Below are 15,854 nucleotides of genomic sequence, written 5' to 3' on the forward strand. Positions count from 1 at the left end.
CAACGCCCCAGGCGTTGCGGCGTGTTGCGACCCCTGAACCAGCCGCGTGTGGAGCTAGGGCGAGGGCGCCGTGTCGCGCAGCGGACCTCCGGTGGACGGCGCCGCGGTGTGTGCGGTGACGACGAAGTCGTCGACGTTGCGGAGGTGCGCGCGCACGCTCCGCTCGGCGTCGAGGGCGATCGCCTCGGCGTCGGCGTCCGCGGTGACGGCGATGAGCGCGTCGCCCTGGAGGCGGTGTCCGACCCAGCGGAGGCGGACGCGGTCGATCCGCGCCACGCCGGCGACGTGTTCCAGCGCGTGCTCGGTGCGGTCCACGAGCTCGGGCTCGACGCCGTCGAGAAGGCGACGCCCGACGCTGCGCACGGTGCCGATGAGCAGCACGAAGATCGCCGCGGCGATGATCAGGCCCACGATCGGGTCGGCGAGGGGGAAGCCGAGGAGCACCCCGATGCCTCCCAGCACCACCGCGAGCGACGTGAAGCCGTCGGTGCGGGCGTGCACACCGTCCGCCACGAGCGCGGCCGACCCGATGCGCTTGCCCACGCGGATGCGATACACGGCGACGATCTCGTTGCCGGCGAACCCGATGACACCCGCGGCGATCACCCACCCGAGGTTGTGGAGCGGCTGCGGGTGCAGCATCCGATCGATCGCCTGCCAGGCTGCCACGATCGCCGAGAGCGCGACGACGAACACGATGAACAGCCCCGCCAGGTCTTCGGCGCGTCCGAGCCCGTAGGTGTAGCGACGGGATGCCGCGCGCCGGCCGAGCACGAACGCGATCCACAGCGGCACGGCCGTGAGGGCGTCGGAGAGGTTGTGGACCGTGTCGGCGAGGAGCGCGACCGACCCGCTGAACGCGACGACGATCGCCTGCAGCACGGTGGTGGCGAGCAGGATCACGAGGCTGATCTTCAGCGCGCGGACACCGGCCGAGCTGGCCTCCATCGCGTCGTCGATCGCCTCGGCCGCATCGTGCGAATGCGGAACGAACAGCTCGTGCAGGATGCCGCGCAGCCCCGTGGGATGGGAGTGTCCATGGTCGCCGTGGCCGTGGTCGTGGCCGTGGTCGCCGTGGGCATGGCCGTGGCCGTGGTCGGGATGCCCCGCGGCCTGCGCGCTCATTCGGCGACCTTGTCGGCGTGGTGATGGCGGGGCGTGCCGCCGAGCGAGTGCTCGGCCTGGTGGATCGCGTCGGCGACGAGGCGCGAGGCGTGCTCGTTCTCGAGCCGGTAGAACACCCGCTGCCCCTCCTGCCGCGTCGAGACGATGCGCGCGAGCCGGAGCTTCGCGAGATGCTGCGAGACCGCGGCCGGCGACTTGTCGACGATGTCGGCGAGGTGGTTCACGGACAGTTCGCCGGCGTCCTGCAAGGCAAGGACGATGCGCACGCGCGTGGCGTCTGCCAGCATCGCGAACACCTCCACCGCGAGTTCGACGAAGCTGCTGTCGACCGCGTATCCGCATCCCTGCTTATCTGCACTCATACGCAGATACTACGTCGATCGCGATAACAACGCACGCCCGCCTGCGCCTCGCGGGCAGGGCGCTCCGCGAGGATGAATTGAGCCGGGCGCTGAGGGAGGCCGGTCAGCGGGCGCGGGTGCGAAGCTAGGCAGCATGCCGATCCTTCCCACCGAGCGCGATCCGCGGTTCACCACGATCCGGCGAGGCGGCACCCTTACCGACGACGACCACCGTCTGCTCGCGGAGTGGGCGGCGCAGTGCGCCGAGCGCGTGCTGCCATTGTTCGAGAGGGAGCAGCCGGGCGACAGCCGCCCGCGCGATGCCATCGAGCTTGGCCGCGCCTGGATCCGCGGCGAGGTTCCGATGAAAGAGGCTCACCAGCGGGCGTTCGTCGCGAACGCCGCGGGCAAGGGTCTGCCCGATCCTGCGAAGTTCGCCGCCCTCGCGGCCGGGCAAGCCGTCGCCGTGGCGCACGTGGCAGCGCATGAGCTCGGTGCCGCGGCGTACGCGATCCGGGCGGTGGTGGCATCCGTCCCCGGCAGTGAGGCGGACGCGGCGCGCCTGGCGGAACGAGACTGGCAGCGCGCGCAGCTGCCGGAGGAGATCCGCGAGCTGGTGCTCGACGACCAGCGCCTCCGCAGCCCGATCTGCTGGAACGTCTTCGACGACTGACCGCACCGGCGCGCACCCCCGCACTGCACCAGTGCTCGCGCTCACGCCCGCACCGAGACAGGGGATCTGCGCCGAGACCGAGAGCACCGCCCCCTGGCTCGACGGAAATCCCCGGTCTCGACGAAACCATGGACGCCGGCCGCGAAACCCGGGTTCCACGCGGGCCGAAACCGGGGCCGGGCTCAGCCGCGGGCGCTGCGCCGTTCGCGCTCGGCCGCGCGCAGAGTCCTGCGCCGGCGGCGCGGGGGAGTCGGCGTCGCCGTCTGCGCCGCGGTCGGCAGCACGATCGGCTGCGTGACCACGGCGTCGACGACCATCGAGCCGTCGGTCGGACCGATGACCGCGATCGGCGTCGTCGGCGTCATCACCATCGGCGACACGGCGGCCGTCGCGAGCTGGCGGTGCGCCACGAGGTAGGCGGGCACGAGCACCACGACGGCGCCGAGCCACGCGAGCGGATTGCTCGCGGCCACGCCGATGAAGCCGAAGATCCCGCCCAGCACGACGGCCGCGCCGACGCGCATGACGAGCTCGATCACACCGGTGACGGTGGGGATGAGGGCGTGGCCGAGCCCCTGCAGCGCACCGCGGAGCACGAACAGGATGCCGAGGATCCAGTACGTCGCCCCGTTGATCGCGAGCATCTGCGCCGCCATCCCCACGACCTCGCCCGACCCCTCACCGACGAACAGCTGCACCAGCACCGCGCCGAACGCGATGAGGAGCGCCCCGAGCACGATCGCAGCGGCGACCGTCATCCACGTCGCCTGGGTGACGCCACGGCGGATGCGGTCGGGCCGCCCGCCGCCATGGTTCTGCGCGACGAACATCGACACCGCGAGTCCCAGCGACTGCAGCAGCGCGACGGCGAGGCCATCGACGCGGGACGCCGCGGTGTAGGCGGCGACCGCGTCCGCGCCGAGGCCGTTGAGGGCGACCTGCACCGACAGCGTCCCGATCGCGATGATCGAGGCCTGGAAGCCCATCGGAAGCCCGAGGCGCAGGTGCTCGGCGATCTCTGCGCGGCGGACACGCCAGTCGGTGCGTCGCACATGGAGCACCGGCATCCGTCGACGGACGAACTCGAGGCACAGCAGCACCGAGATGGCCTGTGAGACGACGGTGGCGAGCGCGGCGCCGCCGACGCCCCAGCCGAGCGGGCCGACCATGAGGATCACCAGGACGACGTTCAGGCCGCACGCCAGCGTGAGGAAGACGAGCGGCGTGCGGGAGTCGCCGATCGCGCGGATGATCGCCGAGAGGTAGTTGAAGAACATCATCGCGCCGGCGCCGAGGAAGCTGATCTGGGCGAAGACGACGGCGTCGTCCATGAGCTCGACGGGAGTCCGCAGCAGCACCAGCAGCGGGCCGGCGAGCAGCGGTGCACCGACGGTGAGCAGCAGCGTGCACACGCCGGTGAGGATGGTGCCCACCGCGACCGAGCGACGCACCGCCGCGTAGTCGCGTGCGCCGAACGCCTGCGCGGTGGGGATCGCGAAGCCGGAGGTGAGGCCCCACGCGAACCCCAGCAGCAGGAACAGCATGCTGCCCGTCGCGCCGACCGCGGCGAGCGCGTCGACGCCGAGATGGCGCCCGACGACGACGGCATCGACGAACTGATACAGCTGCTGCACGACGTTGCCGATGAGCAGGGGGACGGCGAACACGACGATGACGCGCCACGGGCGGCCCGTCGTCAGGGCGGTGGTCATGAAGGCGGCTCTCGAAGGAGAAGGCGAGGAGGGGGACGGATGCCGCGGCAGCGGGTGGTGCGCGAAGACGAGGGTGCGCGGGTGCGAAGCGACAGTCGCCTAGTGTATCGAATCGATTCGGCCTATACCTGACGTTGTCCGCTGAATGACACGCCGACCGGGCAGGCCCGTCACGAGCACCCCGCCCACAAGCAGGACGCCGCCGCCGATCTCTGCCGGCGTCGGGATCTGCCCGAGCAGGAGCGCGGCCGACGCCATCGCGACGACCGGCGCGAGCAGCACCCACGGCACGACGGCCGCCGACTGGTTGCGAGCCAGCAGGCCGTTCCAGATCGAGTAGCCGATGATCGTGCACAGCACCGCGGTGTAGAGCGTCGAGACCAGCGACTCCCAGCCGAAGGCGGTGATCCCCGCGGCGATCGCCTGCGGTCCCTCGACCACGAGCGACAGCGCGAGCGCGGGTACCGGCACGACGAGGGCCGACCACACCGTGAGCGAGAGCGAGCCGAGCCGTCCCGCTCCGCTCACCACGCCCGCCCGGCGTGAGATGACGTTGCCGATGCCCCACGAGAACGCCGCGGCGAGCGCCAGTGCCACGGCGAGCGCCGGAGCATCGCCGCCGCGTCCGGTCGCCACGATCGCGAGCCCGATGACCCCGATGGCGACCCCGACGGCCTGCGGGATGGTCGGGCGCTCGCGCAGCACCGACGCTGCGATGAGGATGGTGAACACCGCCTGCGCCTGCAGCACCAGCGCCGCCAGGCCCGGCTGCAGTCCCAGCGCCATCGACGTGTAGAGCAGGCCGAACTGCCCGAGGCTCATGAAGAGCCCCACGCCGATCACGGTGCGCCACGAGGTGCGGGGACGAGGGACCACCACGACCGCGAGCGCGACGACCAGGAAGCGGATCGCGACGAAGAGCAGCGGCGGCACCCCGGTCATGCCCCAGTCGATCACGACGAAGTTGAATCCCCAGAAGGATGCCACGGCCGCCGCCAGCACCATGTCGCGTCTGTTCACGCGTCTCAGCCCAGCGGACTGGTGGATGAAGTACAAGCGATGCTTTTCTCATGGAACCGTGTAGCGTTGCTTCATGATCGATCTGGAAGCCGTGCTGTCGCTGCGCGCGGTGGCCACGCAGGGCAGCGTCGTCGCTGCGGCGACGAGCCTCGGGTACACGCCGTCCGCGGTGTCTCAGCAGGTCAAGAGGCTCGAACGCGAGACGGGCATCACCCTCCTCGAGCGCGCGGGGCGCGGGGTCATCCTCACCGAGGCGGGTACGCGCCTGGTCGTGGCGTCCACGCCGATCCTCGCCGACCTCGAGCGCCTGCGGGCCGACCTCCAGCTCACCGCCGGCGCGGACGACCGGGTCGTGGGTGAGATCCGGCTCGCGGCCTTCTCCACCGTCGTACGGGGGCTCGTCATCCCGGTGCTGAGCGACCTGGCGGGGCGGCATCCCGACCTGTCACTGCCCCTCCGCGAGAGCGAGCCGTGGGAGTCGATCGCACTCGTCGCGTCGGGCCAGCGAGACCTCGGCATCGTGCATCGCTGGGGCGGCGTCGCGCTGGCGATGCCCGATCATCTCGTCTCGACACCGCTGTTCACCGATGTCGCCGACGTCATCCTGCCGCGTGACCACCCGCTCGCGGGTCGCTCAGCCCTGCGACCGGAAGAGCTCGCGGGCGAGAACTGGGTCGCGACGTTCGAGGCGACGATCTGCCGCCAGTGGCTGCGGCGGCTCTTCGACGGCGTCCCCAACGCCCCGCGCATCGTGCACGAGTCGATGGAGTTCCAGAATCACCTGGAACTCGCCCGCGCAGGACGCGCCGTCGCGCTGGTGCCGCGCCTGGGCCGCGGCGACATCGGCCCGGACCTGGTGGCGATCCCGACCGTCGCGCCGGCATCCACCCGCGACGTCCTCGCGGTGCACCGTCGTTCGCAGGAGGATTCGCCGGCCCTGCGCACCGCGCTCGACGCGTTCGTGGAGCACTCGCGCACGATGTGACGCACGAGTGCCGCGGCGATGACCCTGACTCAGTCCGAATCGGGGAGGGCTCGCATCTCCCGAAGCGGGGGCGAGAGCGCCGCCACGAGCGCAGCGACCGCGAAGACGACCATCACGACGACGAGCGTCCACTCATCTCCGATGATCGCGGCCGCCGCACCGCCCGCAAGGGCGCCGAGCGCTGCGGCCGTCCGGTTGGCCGAGCGGATGTTCGCGTTCACGCGTCCCAGCAGGGCATCGGGCGTGACCGCCTGCCGGAGGCCCATCTCGTTGGCGTTCTCGACACCGGCCGCAAGCCCGTGGATCGCGAGCGCTATATAGAGGAGTACGGGTCCCGCCGGCAGCCATGCCGTCGCCGCGACCAGCAGCCACGCGATCGGATAGGCCGCACGGGCGACGATGATCGCCGGCCCGGTGCCCAGCCACGACCCGAGTCTCGCCGCGAAGGTCGCACCGAGCAGAGCCGCCGATCCCGAGACCGCCAGCAGCAGCCCGAAGGTGAAGGCGGTGAAGCCGAGCGACCGCAGCGCCAGCAGCGAGAGCACGGTGAATGCGATGCCGTTCGCGAAGAACCAGATATGCGTCGACACCGCGAGGGGGCCGAGTGTCCGGTGCGCGTAGGCCCAGCGCAGCCCCTCGCGGATCTCGCGGAGCAGATGGCGCTCGGGGCGGCGCTCGCGCGGCTCATCCACGCGGATTCCCGCGTTCAGCAGGGCATCGACGAGGTAGCTGACGGCGTCGACCAGGAGTGCGAGGGGCGCGCCGAGCAGGCCGACGAGCCCGCCGCCCAAGGCCGGGCCGACCGTCTGGGCTGCGGCATCCGTCTGATCCAATCGCGCGTTCGCCACCACCAGGCGCGACCGCGGCACGAGCCGGGGGAGGAACGACTGCGTGGCCGCGAACCCGAACACCGAGAACGAGCCGAAGAGCAGCAGGAGCACCACCAGCATCCAGATCTCGAGCGTGCCGGTCAGCCACAGCACCGGGATCGCGCCGAGCGACACCGCCCTGCCGACGCTGGACCAGACCAGGATCGGCTTGCGGCGCCAGCGATCCGTGTACGCGCCGGCGATCAGCCCGAGCACGGCGTACGGCACGAACTGCGCCGCGTTGACGATGCCCACCTCGAACGGGCTCGCGTGCAGCAGCTGCACCACGAGCACCGGCAGCGCGACCGCGGTGACGGCCGTGCCGAACGAGCTGATCGCGGCCGCCGTCCAGTACCGCGCGAACGAGCCGCGGGGCGCGGCGGCGGCGTCAGCGGCGTGGGCGGTCACAACGGCGGCGGCTTACGCCATCCAGGACGTGCGACCGAAACGCTCCCAGCGCTCGACGACGCGCGGGGCTGCGGCATCCGGAACCGGCTCGTAGACCGCGCGGCCCTCGATGAACACGCGCTGCACGCGCGAATCGACGGCGAGCGGATCACCGGACCACACCACGACGTCACCGTCGCGCCCGGGCTCGAGTGCGCCGACCCGCTCGTTCAGGCGGAGGATGTCGGCCGGATTCGTGGTCAGCGCCGCGAGCGCCGTCCCGGCGGCCAGACCCTCGCGCACCGCGAGGATCGCCTGCAGCCGGAGCTGATCGATCGGCACCACGGGATGGTCGGTCGTGATGGCGATCTTGACGCCCGCCTCGGCGATGAGGGCGAGATTGCCGATCGCGCGGTCGCGCAGCTCCACCTTCGAGCGCGAGGTCAGCAGCGGCCCGAAGATCACCGGGACCTGCTTCTCGGCGAGCACGTCGGCGATCTTGTGCGCCTCGGTGCCGTGGTTCACGATCAGGCGGTAGCCGAACTCCTCCGACAGCCGGATCGCCGTCGCGATGTCGTCGTGACGATGGCAGTGCTGGTCCCACAGGAGCTCGCCGGCCAGCACCGCGGCGAGCGTCTCCTTGCCGAGGTCGCGCTCGAACGGCTCGTCCTTGTCGGCGGCCGAGGCGCGCTTGTCGGCGTAGGTCTGCGCGGCGACGAACGCGTCGCGGAGGACGGATGCCACGCCCAGGCGCGTCGACGGCGTCTGCTTCCGGTCGCCGTACACACGCTTCGGGTTCTCGCCGAGCGCAGACTTGACCGACACGTCGGTGGCGAGGATCTGCTCGTCGACCGTGCGCCCGCCCCAGGTCTTGATGGCGACCGTGCGGCCGCCGATGGGGTTGCCCGAGCCGGGCTTGATGACCGCCGTCGTCACGCCGCCGCGCAGCGCATCTCGGAAGCCGACCTCTTCGATGTCGATGCCGTCGAGTGCCCGGAATCGCGCGCCGTTCGGGTCGGTCATCTCGTTCGTGTCGTTGCCCGACCAGCCCTCGCCGTCCTCGTGCACGCCGAGGTGGCCGTGCGCCTCGACGAACCCCGGAACGACCCAGCTGCCTGAGGCGTCCACCACTTCCGCGCCCTCGGGCACCGCGGTGTCCGACCCGCCGACGGCGGTGATGACGCCATCCGTGACGATCACGGTGCCGTTCTCGATGGGGTCGGAGCTGACAGGGACGACGTAGCCACCGGTGACGGCGAGGATGCGAGCCATGCCCTCCAACCTACGCGGGCTGTCGGTTCACCCGAGCGGCGGGCCCTCCAGCACGGTCGGCACGTACTCGAGCAGCTGGCTGCGCTGATCGAAGGTGCGAGCCTCGACAAGGTCGAGCCGCACGTCGGGGTAGCCGTCGAAGATCCGGTCCGAGCCGGTCGCCCCCGTGATGACGGGGAACACGACGACGCGGTAGCGGTCGACCAGCCCCGCCAGCAACAGGTTGCGGCAGAGCGCGACACTGCCGAGGGTGCGCAGCGGCCGGTCGGACGCCTCCTTCAGCCGCCGCACGAAGTCGATCGCGTCCTCGCGCACCAGCACCGAGTTCGCCCAGCTGAGCGGCTCCTCGAGCGTCGACGAGAAGACGTACTTCTCCACGTCGTCGAGCACGTCGGTGCCCTCCTCGCCGCCGGCGGTGAGCTCCGACATGAGGCGATACGTCCTCGCGCCCATCAGGATCGGATGGTCCTGCTCCGGCAGCTGCTCCAACCAGCCGAGATACTCGGGACCCTCGAGCCCCCACCATCCCGGCCACCCTTCGGCGGCGCCGTAGCCGTCGAGCGACATGATGAAGTCGATCGTCAAGGTCTGCATGCGAGCCTCCTGCGCGTTCCGTCGCCCCGCGCGATCGCTCGGGGCGTCACTTCTCGGGTGGATGCCTCGGGCACGAGGGTAATCGCGGGCTCGACGTGAGGGAACCCCGGTGGTGAACGCTCAAAGGATCGCGGTGAGGGTTCCGCCGTCGGCCCGGAGCGCCGCGCCGTTCGTCGCCGAGGAGCGAGGACTCGCCAGGTAGGCCACGAGGTCCGCGATCTCGCGGGGCTCGAGGAAGCGCTCCAGCAGGGATGTCCGGTTCCCGGCCGCGATGGCGCTCTTGAGATCCTCGAGCGACATGTTCTGCGCGTCGGCGATCTGCGTCACGGCCTGCGCGACGCCGTCCGAGTAGGTGGGTCCCCCGAGAACGGTGTTGACGGTGACACCGGTGCCCCGCGTGAGCTTGGCGAGTCCGTTTCCCAGCGCGAGCATGGCCGCCTTGGTGACGCCGTAGTGGATCATGTCCCCCGGGACGTTCACACCCGACTCGCTGGCGACGAACACGACGCGCCCCCACCCGACCTCGAGCATGCGTCCGAGCAGCCGACGCGACAGCTGGACGCCGCTCATCACGTTGATGTCGAAGTAGCGGTGCCATTCGTCGTCGGTGATGTCTCCGAACTCCTTGACGTCGAACACGCCGACGTTGTTGACGAGGATGTCGACCTCACCGAGCGATCCCAGCAGCCGGTCCACCTGCGCCGGGTCTGCGAAGTCGGCGGCGATGCCGGTGACGCCGGCGCCCGCGACCGCCGTGCGCAGCCGCTCCACCGCCGCGTCGACGCGATTCTGGCTGCGCCCGTTGAGGATGACCGTCGCACCCTCCTGCAGGAGCGTCTCCGCGATCGCGTAGCCGATCCCCTGCGTCGATCCGCTCACCAAGGCGCGCTTGCCCGCCAGATCCAGTTCCATGATGACCTTTCCGTGCTCGCTGCGCGCGAGATTTCACTTGCTCAGTCAAGTGAATCTATCCACGATGAGTTTCCTAAGCAAGTCAAGCAGGGCTCAGCCCGTCTACAGTGGCAGTCATGACGCAGCCCCTTGTGCCGGCAGAGTTGACCCGAGAAGAGCTCGAGACCTGGGCGGCGCTGGCCACGGTGCTCGAGTGGCTGCCGTCCGCGCTCGATGCGCAGCTGCAGCGCGATGCGCAGCTGACGCACTTCGAGTACGGCGTGCTGTACGCCCTCGCCGACGCTCCCGACAGGACCCTGCGCATGAGCGTCCTGTCCGGCTACGCGAACAGCTCGCTCTCGCGCTTGTCGCGTGCGGCGACGAGATTGGAGTCCAAGGGGTGGATGCGACGGCGGCCGGATCCCGCGGACGGCCGCTTCACGTTGGCGATCCTCACCGACCTCGGTCAGCAGAAGGTCGACGAGGCGGCGCCGGGGCATGCCGAGTTGGTGCGCGGTCTGGTGTTCGATCGCCTGACGAGCGCACAACAGCGGCAGCTGCGCGAGATCTCGCGCCGGATCACCGGCGCGATCCGGTCTGAGGAGGGCTGGGCGCCTGCCGCGAACACGCCTGCTCGCTAGCAGCGCCTTCGCGATGCGCCACCCGCCACGTGGCTGAACCTCGTCCCCCGTCGGTCGAACGCCTAGCGGCGGCCGCCTCCGACTCCGGGTCACGCAATGTCCCCGGTTCATGGCAATGTCGACGGCATGGAGCGGCCTGCAGCATCTCCGGGTGAGCGCGCGGGCGCATCCTCAGCCTGGGGGGTCGTCGGTGTGCCGTCGAGCGCCGCGGCACACTGGGCAGGGATCGAAAAGGGACCAGCCGCGCTGCGAGCGGCTGGACTCGTGGAGGCCTTGGCCGACGGATCCGCCGCGGTGACGGACTTCGGTGACCAGCAGGTCGCCCATTGGGCAGCCCGCAGGACGGGGAACGGGGCGAACAACGTCGAGGCTGTACGCGCGGTGCTCGATGAGACACGTCAGCGCATCGTCGATGTGCTGCGGGACGGTCTTCGCCCGTTCGTCATCGGCGGAGAGTGCACGCTGGCGGTCGCGATGGTGAGTGCGTTCGCCGAGTGCGGCCGCGACGTAGGGGTCGTGTACGTCGACGGCGGGCAGGACCTGATGACCCCCGTCGACAACCGCGACGAACCCATCCTCGACGGCATGGGTGTCGCGCATATGCTCGACCTTCCCGGCACAGAGGGCGTCATCTCCGGCATCGGCCCGCGGCGGCCGCTCCTCCGCGACTCGGACATCGTCTTCCTCGGATACTCCGACGAGGAAGAGGACATTCACGACGTTGTGCACAGTGAGCGCATTCCTTCGTCGCTCCTCAGCGCCGATCCGGAAGCAGCCGCGTTCCGTGCGTTGACGGCGCTCCGCGCAGCCAGCATCGTCATCCACATCGATGTCGACGTGCTCGACTTTCTGCAGGTCCCAGCGGCCGACATCCCGACCTACGGACGCGGACTCTCCATCGAAGACCTCTCCGCCACTCTCCGAATCCTCTTCAGCGACCCGCGCTGCGCCGGTGCGCTTCTTGTGGAGTACAACCCCGATCACGACCGGCTGGGACGCGCTGCAGCACAACTTGTCGAGATGATACGGGCCACCGCAAGCGGGTGACGGGCAGTCAGCTGAGATCTCCGTCTTGCTGCAGCGCTGGACGGCAAGAGTGATGCGACGGGGCGGGTTCAGTCGAGCGCGGCGCCCGCAGATGGGACTACTCCTCGGCGGTGACCAGCCGGCGCCGGCGGTCGACGATCCCGCGAGCAAGCGCCGCCCCGCTCGCGACGAACAGGATCACGACAGTGACGATCGACCACCACACCGGTTCGACCTCTACGAGTCGCCACATTGCGATCGCGAAGAAGAAGGCGGCCGTCCCGAACCACGAGTTCATGAGGGCATGCTATCCCGGCCCCAGTAGCTGATCCATCGAGGGAGTGGAGCATTACCGGGTCAGCTGGCGGCGATGTGTCGCCCGCCGCGCCGAGCGGTGGAGGCCCTGCTCATCTCACTCGCGAAACGGAGATCCTCGCGGCCCGGTGGTCCTGGGCTAGGCGAACATCTGGCGCAGCACGTCGAGGTCGCCGACGTCGAGAGCCCGCGCGATCACCTCGGCCTCAGCGGGGTCGGGGAACAGGCCGGACAGCTCGTGCGCGAAGATGCTGCGCATCCGGTCCAGGTCACCCGCGTGGGCCGCGGCGCTCATCGCCTCGACGGCGAGCTGGTATGGAATCTGCTGGTATCCGTCGGGCGTGGTCACGGGGTTGTAGTACGGCACCCACGGGATCGAACTGTCCGGGTGAAGCAGCAGCACCTCGCCGGGCTGGATCGTGCGCGTGTGGTTGAGGGTCGCGAGCGTCAGCGCGTTGGCGATGCAGAACCGGTCCCCGATCGCGAACAGCGCGTCGCCCGGCGCGACGGTGTACGTCTTGATCCGACCCTCGTCGTCGAGGCCCACGGTGCCCGCCGCGAACTCGCGCTCCCCACGGTCGGTCAGGTCGCCGTTCAGGCGCGCGCTCGTCTGCCCCATGTGGAGCCAGATCGGGTTCTCGCAGCCCTCGGGCGTGTTCTTCGGGATTGCGGTGCCGTTGCCGACATACACGTAGCCGTCGCCCAGCTCATCGATCATCTTCTCGCCGATCGGGTCGTCCTCCGCGGACGCCGACTCCTCGGTTGGCCCCTCGGTCGCGTCCTCAGTCGGCTGGAAGATCGCCCAGGACGACATCTCGGAGTACGCGCCCGACACGGTCGGCACAGCGATGGCCACGAGACCGCCGACGAGGAGCACGGCGACGCCCGTGGTGATCTTGGCGGCGAGGTTCATGTGACAGAACCTAATGGGACTGGGCGTCCCGACGCCATGCTCGCCCCCTGATCAGACGGGCCTCCGGACGACGACGTAGCGTTCGTGCTCCTCGGCGGGTGCGAAGCCGCGCACATCGAACATCGAACGGGGACCACAGAACGCCCCGGAATCGTGGCCGGTTTCCACTCGGCGCGGGTATCCCTCGACGAACCGTGCGCCGCGCGCTTCACCGTCGGCGACGACGCGATCCAGGAGCGCCGATGAGACGCCGTGGCGCCGGTAGGGCGGGGCGATGACGAAGCAGGAGACGCCCACCACCGTGTCGGGGGCCGGCCCCTCGGGATCGACGCCGTCGTACTTCGCGTACGTCGATCGGCGCGACGCATTGACCCAGCCCGCCGGGCTGCCGTCGACGTACGCGAGGTACCCGAGCGTCGCTCCGGACCGCAGCCGCTCGACCATCTCGGCACGCACATCACGCCACGGCCGCTCGGGAACGTCGCCGGTGTGGGGATGCAGGCAGTAGCAGGATCCCCAGTCTGGATTGTCGGGAAAGGCGTCGCGGTCGAAGAACCGCAGCCAGTCGTCGATGCGCTCCTCCGTGACGGGATGCACCTCTATCGAGCCGATCGAGGGAAGTCGCTCGACCGGGCCGTCCTCGCGTGCCGAGGCATCCGCGAAGTTGCGCGCCCACAGTCGCACCTCTTCGTCGGGGTAGGGGACGTCGTGCGCCCCGCGTACGTGTGCGACGAACTGCTCGACGAGCGACTCGACGTCCTCGCCGTCGAATCGCGCGTCCTTCTCGAAGCACTCGATCCACATGTCAAACTCCTTCGTCGGGTCGGCGGGACGAAATCGAACTGCTGATCAGACGGGTTCGGTGAAAGAGACCGGCTTGCCGGCGGCGTGGGCATATGCGACCTCCGTTCGCGTGGACTCACCGATGTACCCGCCGGGGTTGACCACCAGAATCCGGTCGGCAAGGTCGATCTTGCGCAGGTGGAGCGCATCAAGCAAGGTCTTCTGCTCGTGCGAGATCAGCTCGCCCGCTTCGCCGGGCGCGAGGACGATGACGCCCGCGAAAGTCAGAGCACGGTTCGCCGCGCGCATCTCTTCAACGAACCGGGCGGAACCGCAGAGGCAGACGATCTCTGGCCGATCCATCGGACCGATCTCGATGCACGCCACGATCTCAGCTGTTTCCCCATCCAGCCTTGCGACCGCAACGTGTGACGCTGTGCGGATCTCTCCCTCGAAGGCAGCGATGCTCGGCCGAAGCGTCAGGTGCGCGCGGTAGCCCTCGCGCCAATGGGATGGCTCGTCGGCCTCGAATCCCCGTAGGCGACCAAGGTGATGCGCGAGATCCTGATGTGCGTCTTCGACATGCGGTGAGTCCACCAGCCGGACCGGAACAGTCCGCTGCGGGCCGAACTGCGCAAGCCTCCCGATTCGGAATGCCAGCGGCCGGTCGACGACCCTCGCGTCATGGACGGCCTCGACCACCTGCTCGACCGACTCTGCGACCAGGAAGTTGGAGGCGAGCGTGACATGCGCCGGCCACGCGCTGCGCGCGAACCGGTCGCCGACATCCATCGGCTCGAAGAGCGCCACCACGCAGTATCGGGGAGACTTCGGCGTCGACTGCACCTGAAGAGCTTCGCCCGCGCTGTCCGGACGCGCAACACATCCCGAGATGCCACTCCGGACATCGCGGGATACTTCACCCGCGAATGCCGGTGATCGGCGCCGCTTCCCGCCGCGCTGCTGGACGGCCGTCGCTCAGGCAGCGGACTGACGGATGCCGCGGCGCCAGACCTCGCGAATGTTCAGCGTGTCGCCGATCGTCGTCGTCGGGTCCCCGTCGACCAGCAACAGATCGGCGCGCTGACCCACCGCGATGGATCCCCGATCGGTGAGGCCGAACCGACGAGCGGTCACTGCCGTGGCAGCGCTCAGCGCCCTGGTCGGCGTCACGCCCGCATCGACGAAGTACTGCAGCTCCTGGTGCACGCTGGCGCCGTGCGCGAGACCGCCGAGGAAGGGCAGCGGCTGGGAGACATCGGTGCCGACGAGGAGGTCGACGCCGGCTGCCTCGAGGGCGCGCACGGTGGCCAGAACGTCATCGAGGCGACCCTGCGGATAGTGGTTGAAGCTGCTGCGCAGCGTCGAGTCCCATTCCGGTGAGAGCTTCGAAGCGACGCGTGGGTCGTCAGCGAGCCCAGATCCGGTGATGCCCATCATCGAGGCGTCGAGCACCACGCAGGCTACGACGAAGGCACCGGACTGCGCGATGGCGTCGATGATCTGGGACGTGTGCGGTCGGTCCATGAAGAGGTGGGCCAGGCCGTCGATGCCGGCGTCGATGCTCATCTGCGTGGCTTCGATGGTGAGCGCGTGCGCCACCGTCAGCATGCCGAGGCGCTGGGCTTCGGCGACACCCGCGTTCAGCGTCTCCTGGTCGAGCATGGGGAGGCCCGGGTGTCCCTCGACGGACCCATCGTCGACCATGAACTTGATGTAGTCCGAGCCGGCGTCAGCCAGCTGGCCGACCACGTCGACCGCTTCCTGCGGGGTGGTGACCTTGGCGCGCACGATCGGGTCGACACGCTCGGGGCCCGCGGGGCGGCCGCCGGGACCGCCGCGCTGGGGGTGGAAGTCCTTGGGGAACAGTTCCTCGGGGTGCCCTCCGGGAGGGGTGAGTCCGAATCCTGCGGAACGCACATCGGCGAGGTTGTCGTCCTGCGTGATGTGGTCACGGTCGCGAGCGGTGTTCGCCCCCTGCATCTCGAGCTCCGTCGTCACACCGAACTGCAACGCCATTCGCAGGCCCGCGGTATCGGTGTGCACGTGCGCGTCGATGAGACCGGGAAGCAGCGTCGCGCCGGGAGACTCGATGAGCAGCGCGTCCGCGGGAGCCTGATCACCGATGGACTCGATCACCCCGTCCGAGATCACCACGGTCTTGGGCCCGAGGTTCTTGGTGCCGTCGAAGACCCTCCCGGCCACAATTGCTGTGCGCATACGACTTTCCGTTCCATGCGGGAGCGCCACCAGTTGGACGCCCATTTACGTGTAAAATAACACATATGTGCACAATGCACGCATTTG

17 protein-coding genes are annotated in these 15,854 nt (G+C 69.7%); 4 read left to right on the top strand and 13 right to left on the bottom strand.

Annotation, left to right across the window (positions count from 1 at the left end; genetic code table 11):
- Positions 1-54: 54 nt before the first annotated feature.
- On the bottom strand, positions 55-1,125 hold the full coding sequence (locus ABG085_RS19270) for a cation diffusion facilitator family transporter (protein WP_347977358.1): 1,071 nt from the start codon (positions 1,123-1,125) through the stop codon (positions 55-57).
- On the bottom strand, positions 1,122-1,487 hold the full coding sequence (locus tag ABG085_RS19275) for a metalloregulator ArsR/SmtB family transcription factor (RefSeq protein ID WP_347977359.1): 366 nt from the start codon (positions 1,485-1,487) through the stop codon (positions 1,122-1,124). The genes ABG085_RS19270 and ABG085_RS19275 overlap by 4 nt, the downstream gene beginning before the upstream one ends.
- A gap of 133 nt (positions 1,488-1,620) precedes the next feature.
- On the opposite strand from ABG085_RS19275, the gene ABG085_RS19280 reads away from it, so the two are divergent.
- Positions 1,621-2,139, top strand: coding sequence for a putative immunity protein (locus ABG085_RS19280; RefSeq protein ID WP_347977360.1), 519 nt, complete (start codon positions 1,621-1,623; stop codon positions 2,137-2,139).
- 182 nt (positions 2,140-2,321) lie between these two features.
- On the opposite strand, the gene ABG085_RS19285 is transcribed toward ABG085_RS19280, so the two are convergent.
- Complete coding sequence (locus tag ABG085_RS19285; RefSeq protein WP_347977361.1) at positions 2,322-3,851, bottom strand: MATE family efflux transporter; 1,530 nt, start codon at positions 3,849-3,851, stop codon at positions 2,322-2,324.
- 99 nt (positions 3,852-3,950) lie between these two features.
- Positions 3,951-4,871 (bottom strand): EamA family transporter, encoded by a 921-nt coding sequence (locus tag ABG085_RS19290; protein WP_347977362.1) that lies wholly within the window; start codon positions 4,869-4,871, stop codon positions 3,951-3,953.
- Between the two features lie 73 nt (positions 4,872-4,944).
- Here ABG085_RS19290 and ABG085_RS19295 point away from each other — a divergent pair, with 73 nt between their 5' ends.
- Positions 4,945-5,856 carry a LysR family transcriptional regulator gene (locus tag ABG085_RS19295; RefSeq protein WP_347977363.1) on the top strand — a complete coding sequence of 304 codons (912 nt, stop codon included), beginning with the start codon at positions 4,945-4,947 and terminating at the stop codon, positions 5,854-5,856.
- A gap of 29 nt (positions 5,857-5,885) precedes the next feature.
- Here ABG085_RS19295 and ABG085_RS19300 read toward each other — a convergent pair whose 3' ends face one another.
- From ABG085_RS19300 to ABG085_RS19315, 4 genes are all read right to left on the bottom strand, one after another.
- The gene (locus ABG085_RS19300; RefSeq protein ID WP_347977364.1) at positions 5,886-7,133 is read right to left on the bottom strand and encodes an MFS transporter; all 1,248 of its coding nucleotides are present in this window, start codon (positions 7,131-7,133) and stop codon (positions 5,886-5,888) included.
- A 12-nt stretch (positions 7,134-7,145) separates the two neighbouring features.
- Positions 7,146-8,384 carry an amidohydrolase gene (locus ABG085_RS19305; RefSeq protein ID WP_347977365.1) on the bottom strand — a complete coding sequence of 413 codons (1,239 nt, stop codon included), beginning with the start codon at positions 8,382-8,384 and terminating at the stop codon, positions 7,146-7,148.
- A gap of 27 nt (positions 8,385-8,411) precedes the next feature.
- The gene (locus ABG085_RS19310) at positions 8,412-8,978 is read right to left on the bottom strand and encodes a dihydrofolate reductase family protein (RefSeq protein WP_347977366.1); all 567 of its coding nucleotides are present in this window, start codon (positions 8,976-8,978) and stop codon (positions 8,412-8,414) included.
- Between the two features lie 120 nt (positions 8,979-9,098).
- Positions 9,099-9,890 (bottom strand): SDR family oxidoreductase, encoded by a 792-nt coding sequence (locus ABG085_RS19315; protein ID WP_347977367.1) that lies wholly within the window; start codon positions 9,888-9,890, stop codon positions 9,099-9,101.
- Between the two features lie 116 nt (positions 9,891-10,006).
- Between ABG085_RS19315 and ABG085_RS19320 the strand changes: the two genes are divergently transcribed.
- On the top strand, positions 10,007-10,510 hold the full coding sequence (locus tag ABG085_RS19320; protein ID WP_347977368.1) for a MarR family transcriptional regulator: 504 nt from the start codon (positions 10,007-10,009) through the stop codon (positions 10,508-10,510).
- 126 nt (positions 10,511-10,636) lie between these two features.
- A complete protein-coding gene (locus tag ABG085_RS19325) occupies positions 10,637-11,557 on the top strand; it encodes an arginase family protein (RefSeq protein WP_347977369.1) in 921 nt (306 codons plus the stop codon).
- Between the two features lie 97 nt (positions 11,558-11,654).
- On the opposite strand, the gene ABG085_RS19330 is transcribed toward ABG085_RS19325, so the two are convergent.
- From ABG085_RS19330 to ABG085_RS19350, 5 genes are all read right to left on the bottom strand, one after another.
- The gene (locus ABG085_RS19330) at positions 11,655-11,834 is read right to left on the bottom strand and encodes a hypothetical protein (RefSeq protein ID WP_347977370.1); all 180 of its coding nucleotides are present in this window, start codon (positions 11,832-11,834) and stop codon (positions 11,655-11,657) included.
- Positions 11,835-11,990: 156 nt separating this feature from the next.
- On the bottom strand, positions 11,991-12,764 hold the full coding sequence (locus tag ABG085_RS19335; RefSeq protein ID WP_347977371.1) for a hypothetical protein: 774 nt from the start codon (positions 12,762-12,764) through the stop codon (positions 11,991-11,993).
- A 51-nt stretch (positions 12,765-12,815) separates the two neighbouring features.
- On the bottom strand, positions 12,816-13,568 hold the full coding sequence (locus ABG085_RS19340; RefSeq protein ID WP_347977372.1) for a GNAT family N-acetyltransferase: 753 nt from the start codon (positions 13,566-13,568) through the stop codon (positions 12,816-12,818).
- A gap of 45 nt (positions 13,569-13,613) precedes the next feature.
- Positions 13,614-14,357, bottom strand: a complete 744-nt coding sequence (locus tag ABG085_RS19345) for a 2'-5' RNA ligase family protein (RefSeq protein ID WP_347977373.1) — start codon at positions 14,355-14,357, stop codon at positions 13,614-13,616.
- A gap of 168 nt (positions 14,358-14,525) precedes the next feature.
- On the bottom strand, positions 14,526-15,812 hold the full coding sequence (locus ABG085_RS19350) for an amidohydrolase family protein (RefSeq protein WP_347977374.1): 1,287 nt from the start codon (positions 15,810-15,812) through the stop codon (positions 14,526-14,528).
- Positions 15,813-15,854: the final 42 nt, after the last annotated feature.

The sequence above is a fragment of the Microbacterium sp. ProA8 genome (genome assembly GCF_039905635.1).
Lineage (GTDB): Bacteria > Actinomycetota > Actinomycetes > Actinomycetales > Microbacteriaceae > Microbacterium > Microbacterium chionoecetis.